Consider the following 6,326-nt stretch of genomic DNA (forward strand, 5'->3'; position numbering starts at 1 on the left):
GCGGAACAATGAGAGGCTTTGACATACTTATGTTACATCTTATTATATAGGGAAAAACCAGCGGATGATAACACTCCTGATATAGGGATGTTTGGTAGATTTGTAGTAAAAAGGCTGAAAGCGGAAAGATGTTTTTCCCCTTCAAAGAGTATGGATAGTGCTGCTACAACTGTTCGGACAACAGCATGATGAAAGAGAAATAACAATTATATTATTAACAACTAATTTTTATGATTATGAAAATGGAAAAAGAAATGAAGTATGAAGTTCCGGAAGTAGAAATACTGGAGATAGAAGTAGAAAAAGGATACGAAATCTCTGCTGGTGGTGCAGATGAGGGTGTTCCGGGACTCTAAGTGGTAATAAAATGTAATTAATTAAACTTTATAACAAATGAAAACCAAGTATTTATTATCTGCTCTCTGCCTGGGCGTTTTAGCATCCTGCTCTAACGAGGAACTGGTGGAACAAGCTATTTCAGATGCGAATCTTCCTAAAGTGAACCTTGCTATCGGTGCACAATACGGAGATATGGTACAAACACGTCAGTCTTATGATGATGATTTGGCTAATTGGAACTATTATTGGACGAATGCCGATATTATCGGTGCCTGCAAGGCTTCAGGTACTGATGACCTTTTGGATGCTAACAACAAAATAGCTTCTAATCATCCATTTACAAATGGTCTGAAGGAAAGCGAATTAGCAAAATCCACAACTTTTTCCACTGTAACAGCAGTGACTACCGGTAAATATATCCTTTATACCCCGTATAAGAAGGACATGTTGGGTAATGAGGAAGTGAAACCTACACTTCCTGAAATTCAAATACAGGACGGTACTTCAAGAAAGCACTTGATGGATAACAACTTCTTCATTACTCCGATGTTGAACATCGCAAATGATAAAGGTGCAGAATTTGAATATGGTGCAAAAATAGATTTGCCTTTAACATTCAAATCTATCTATCATACCTTGGATATGCAGATCGGAATCACATCTGAAAAACCGGAAGCCATAACTGTAGATAAAGTTGTGGTGACTCCTACTTCGAATGAATCCGGAACTGTAATCAAGACCTACAATGGCAATGCTTGGTTTTTGCAAATATCGCAAAAGGAAGTGCTTCGGGTGAAGCAAATGTCGTGACTATCGATGCTGATGCCATCAAAGACCAAGCCGCTTTAAGTGAAGACATACAGACAAAATTGGATGTTTTGATGGATCCTACTGTAGAGATTCAAGGTGGAACTAAAGCAGACAATTCTTTTACCCTGAAAATTAAGGATGGTTATACATACACCAAAGCGGATGACAAGTGTCGCGTATTCATGTTGATTCCTGCCGGTTCTTACAGTTTCTTAAAATGTGAAGTCTATACATCGGAAGGTATTTATACAGAATATGTTAAGTTGAATCCTGCAAATGGAAGTGCAGTTGCCATGAACCGTAATGCTGTGACCCACATCAATAACAGCTTGAATATCCACTATAACATCGGTGACAACAACGTAGAGCCACAAAAGAATTTCTCAATCAATTCTGTTGATGATTGGAACTATGCATGCAAATTTGTATCAGACCACTTCAATCAGTTTGGTGATAACACTGCGTGGGGAACTCCGACTTTTACTCTGAAGCAGAGCATCGAGGTTGAAAACTATCCTGCTAATTTTGGACTGAAACTGGCTGCAGATGCTCCTCAGACTTTGACAGTGAAGGCTGCAAACTTTAGTCTGGACAAAACACAACTGGGCGGTACAAACGTTACTATCAAAGTTGCAAATGGTTCTACATTAACATTCAATACACCGATTGCTGATGCTGCGACAAATTTGAAACTGGAAAACTATGGTACAATTGTAAACAACATTGCTCCAACTCCGACAGATTTGAATAAGAGTTTGACATTTTTAAGCTTTATTAATGGAGAAAATACGGAAACGGGAGTAACCGGTACTGTCACTAACAATGGCGCAATTGCTGTTGTTGCTAATAATGGCTTGACTAACAACTTGAGAGGTACCATCAATAATGCAGCAGGTGCCAGCATCAATGCCAACGCTGCCAATGTCATCAAAAACTATGGCAAGATTGACTTGAATGGTAAAGACAGTGAGCTAAAAGTTACCGGTGCGGCTGCCGTTAAGAATGAGGGAACGATTTCTGTTGCTTCCGAAGCCAAGATTGTGGACGGAGGTGCAGGCACGATAACTAATGTTACTTCTAGCAACAAAGGATATATTGTTCTGAAAGACATCAATAAATATACTCTGGCCCCAGCAACACTGACTAATCAGATTGTAAGCGTAGAAGTAGCCACCCTCGCTGACTTCAAAAAGGCTGTAAGCGAAAGAAAAGTTACTGATATCACGGTGACTGCCGCTATTACAACTGATGCAAATGTAGCTGCAACTGGCAAGAGCATAACATTACAGAATAATCTTACTTTGAAGGGAAAATTTACTGCTGATGAAATTATTGTTGACGGAACTGCAACTATAGCTTCTGATGGTGCAACCGGACGTGCTGTAGAAGCTGCTTTGACAGTCAATTCAGGAGCTACTTTGACGGTTAACAAGGAAATAACCTTCAATGGTGCTAGTTTCGATGCTGGTTCTACAACCGCCGCTACCATCCTTGGTACTTTGAATGTAAGTGGAAAGATGTACTTTGTTACTGCAACGGTAGGAGAAGATAAGACTCCGTTTGTGAAGAACGGCACACTGAACATTGCAGATGTAGAGGGGGCAGTATTCGCAGCAAGCGAAAAAATTGAGAACTATGGTGATGTAAACCAGAATAACGGTAAGGGAAAAGTTGGTCCGGAAATACACAACAACGGTTCTGCCGTATTCACAGGTAATGCAGATGCAAGTACAAAAACAACTGTAGCTAGCTAAAGTATAACCGAGGTCAGGAGTTACTGATTTCAATATTCTATAAAAGAAAATTAGAGGGTGTCCTCGGATACCCTCTAATTTTTATCAGACGAGGATTTTTCTGGACACTGCAAAAGGGTAGCATCGTCACTGTAAAGGCATTTCATCATCACTTCAGAAAGGGTGCAGTGTTTCGTCAGCTGCATCCCGTTGATTGCAAGCCTTTGGCCCCCTGCCTCTTGATAAAAGAAGAATTTCCGTCTGATACATCGTTTTACGATATACAGACGGAAATTCAATTTATCGGGCCATCGGAATCAGATGAATCTGATGGTTAATTTATAGAAACAATATTACCCGTAGATTTTGCTCCCTCTTCATTCGTGAAGTTACCTTGTCCGGCATAAGTCATCTTTCCACCTACACCCACAGTTATGTTACCGGTTTTCTTGTTCATAATCTTGGTAGCGTTGATTATACCGTCAATGGTATCTGCATTCTTACCGGTCAGGTTGATAGCACCCGCATTGTTCAATTCGGCAGGAGTTGCGATTGTTGTTCTATCCACGTTCAATGTAGCACCTTCTTTTACTTCAAGATTAGCCGAAATAATTGTCAGAGTACTGTTTGTAGCTACCTTTTGGGTGTTAGAATATTGTCCTACAGACAAAGAGCCGCTCTTCACTGTAACAGCGCCACCGGTGAAGACACCTGCCAAAGCAGAAGCGCCTTCAGAAGTGATGGTCTTATACTCCATGGCAGAACCCGTCACAGACTTCAATGTAGCTGCATTAAGAATTACTTCGATGCCTTTAAAGGTTTCAGTTCCAACCGGATAAACCCCCGCTTCTCCCCAAGGAAGATCTTCCGAACTTACAATTGACTTGTCACCTTCTGCTACGTTGATGTTTTTCAATTCGATGGTATTACATGCAACTGCAGAACCTTCTTTTCCGGAATCAGTAGACGCGCCGGCTCCGGCTGCCACCATACGTGCAATCAGGTAAGAATAATAGTTCTTTGCCACAGCATCGTTTCCGTCGATAACTCCCTTTATGGTACCCGTTGCGTTATGGTGTACATAAGAGTTGTAGCCGATTGTAATGGTTGCATTTGCCGCATTGTTCACAACAATTGTTGCAGTTGTAGCCACACCGGAGTTAATTTTACCATCCTGGCCCACTATCAACGCTTTATTGTTGGCGATAGTAGCTGACCCACCGCTAACACCGGCAATTTCACCGTTCACGGTCAATGTGCCGTTATTGGTAATAGTTTTTTGATCAGCCAAAGTCAGCAACGGTTTCTTGTCGGCAGCAGCATCAGCAGCCACTGTCAAGGAGGCGTCCTTTGCAATTGTCAAATCAACGGAGCAAGTCTCAATTTTCTTGTCGATAGTACTTGCACCCGACTTGATAGTGATGGTATTGCTGCCTGTGATGTCTTTCAAGCCCTTCTTCGGCAATGTCATCGGTTCGGCAGAAGTGAATTCGATGTCACCAGTGATAGTGAAAGTCGGAGTCACGGAAGGCATGAATGTATCGAAATATTTCACGGCGGCGTTCCATTCTTCCGCAGTCTTGATGTCATCGTTGATAGGAGTGAATTTAGACATGTCTACCTTGAAATCCAGACCGACACGCTTGTTGACAATATCGCTCAGCTTAACCTTGTCCGCACCATAACCAGTACCCAACATAGCAACTAATTTTTCGATAGCGGTATTGTTGGCTTCTGCCACAGAACCGGCAATGGCATTCGCTGTATACTTGAGTGTCATTTCACCGGCAACGGTTCTGATTGTCAAAGCGACATCAGAGACAGCAACACCGGTTGTGTTATCCGTAGGCAAAGTGAACAACAAGAAAGCGTCATTGTCAGAAGCCAGCGTTGCACCGCATTCACCGACCTCTACAGACAATTCGTTCGCAACAGTCTTCTCGACAGCCTTGGTATCATCTGCCCCAATCAAATCGTTAACAGTCATTTTCGCTAAAGTTTTTTTAGCATCGTACACGCCTTCAGTATAAACTGCTACCGGGAGTTTTTGCGGATTCAATGTGAATGAAGTGGCAAATGCGTTTTTAGTAACAGACAAAGTCACTTTTGTAATCTTCATTCCTTCAATCTGTTCTTTGGTATAGTCGCCCATATTGCCCAAAGTAGTTTTAATGGCGAGACCGTTAGCCAACTGCTTCAGCGAAAATTGTTTCTCCACGGCACCATTGTCATTAATATTTTCTGCGGTAATCATATCTCTGGCAGAGATGCTAAACACGCCCGCGAAGAATGCCTTCGAAGCTTCGGCAACAGCCTGTTTTGTGTTCAGCTGAATAACCTTCTCCGAAGCTCCATTGCCCGCATTTTGGCGTGCGTAAGGGAAATAAGCGAAGTAAGAACCATTGTAGATGTCGCCTTCGTTGGTGAATGAACCGTCAGCGTAGGTGAACAGATGGTTGGCATAGATTTTGTTATCGGCTGTAGTTATATTATTATTAACAACCTTGCCTTGATCATCTGTAATAGCACCATTTGCAGTATTATTGAACCATGCCAATCCTACCTTGTCTCCGTTTTCCCATCCGTCGGCATTCAATTTTGTGTCTGCCTCAGTTCTGCCCACGGTCAGGATTGTTTTTGACGCAAGTTTTTGGCCTGCCACCTCTTGGCTTATCATCAAATCATCTTCATTTGAGCAAGCTGCGAAGATCATGGGCAATGCCATCGCTAATAAAAATTTTGTTCTCATAATCAAACGTTTAATTAAATTATACTTTTTAAATTTCTCCATCTTCTACATCGGGAGGAGTCACTACGCTTCCTGCAAACCCCAATTCAATTTCCACTTCCAGCACTTCCACTGCCGGAGCCACATACATCATTTCTTTTTCCATGTTCATAATCGTAAAAAATTAGTTGTTAATAATATAATTGTTGTTTTTTCGTTTTCGCTTTCATTTTTCGTTATGTGGGTACATGTTATGCAATTGGCATGGTACTTATCACCACGCATCAGCTTATCTGTTATCTGCTGCTATTCGGGATTCCTATATATAATAAAGCGTAATCTTCAACTGGATTTCTCTATATAATAAGGTATAGCGCAAGCACATAAATTCCTTTCATAGCCCCACATTTCAGCCTGCAAAGTAAGGACTAAATTTCCTAAACATATTTGGAGAAGTATTTCGCTGTATATCAAATATATGCCTATTTAATAAGCTGTTCTAAAAAGATTTGTACCGAATGAGTGTATACCATAAAAGGAAACGGATATATAGCTATTTACCAGGATATTAAATCCAATAATACCGTATGCGGATTTATTACACCCATAAATTCCGGCACCATTATCTGTCCCCATCCAATGAAGACCTAACTGATTATCCTACAGAGAATAAGCTCCTTGAAAACATGCGAACCCCGTCGTGTAGCCAAAATGGC

4 protein-coding genes are annotated in these 6,326 nt (G+C 41.3%); 3 read left to right on the forward strand and 1 reads right to left on the reverse strand.

The genetic code is table 11. From position 1 onward, the window contains the following. Positions 1-230 precede the first annotated feature (230 nt). Genes JCM16496_RS24750 through JCM16496_RS20360 form a run of 3 tightly spaced genes read left to right on the forward strand, consistent with a single transcriptional unit; the run spans position 231 to position 2,903 of the window. On the forward strand, positions 231-356 hold the full coding sequence (locus tag JCM16496_RS24750; protein WP_262482790.1) for a hypothetical protein: 126 nt from the start codon (positions 231-233) through the stop codon (positions 354-356). Positions 357-393: 37 nt separating this feature from the next. Then, positions 394-1,149 (forward strand): hypothetical protein, encoded by a 756-nt coding sequence (locus JCM16496_RS20355; protein ID WP_025836352.1) that lies wholly within the window; start codon positions 394-396, stop codon positions 1,147-1,149. Next, positions 1,095-2,903, forward strand: coding sequence for a hypothetical protein (locus JCM16496_RS20360; protein WP_128809773.1), 1,809 nt, complete (start codon positions 1,095-1,097; stop codon positions 2,901-2,903). Before JCM16496_RS20355 ends, JCM16496_RS20360 begins: the two co-directional genes overlap by 55 nt. A 313-nt stretch (positions 2,904-3,216) precedes the next feature. Here JCM16496_RS20360 and JCM16496_RS20365 read toward each other — a convergent pair whose 3' ends face one another. Then, positions 3,217-5,631, reverse strand: a complete 2,415-nt coding sequence (locus JCM16496_RS20365) for a fimbrillin family protein (RefSeq protein WP_128809774.1) — start codon at positions 5,629-5,631, stop codon at positions 3,217-3,219. Positions 5,632-6,326 lie beyond the last annotated feature (695 nt).

This window comes from Bacteroides rodentium JCM 16496, from assembly GCF_000614125.1.
GTDB lineage: Bacteria > Bacteroidota > Bacteroidia > Bacteroidales > Bacteroidaceae > Bacteroides > Bacteroides rodentium.

Coding starts and splice junctions, on each gene's coding strand:
- JCM16496_RS24750 (WP_262482790.1), top strand. CDS start 231: ATGATTATGAAAATGGAAAAAGAAATGAAGTATGAAGTTCCGGAAGTA.
- JCM16496_RS20365 (WP_128809774.1), bottom strand. CDS start 5,631: ATGAGAACAAAATTTTTATTAGCGATGGCATTGCCCATGATCTTCGCA.
- JCM16496_RS20355 (WP_025836352.1), top strand. CDS start 394: ATGAAAACCAAGTATTTATTATCTGCTCTCTGCCTGGGCGTTTTAGCA.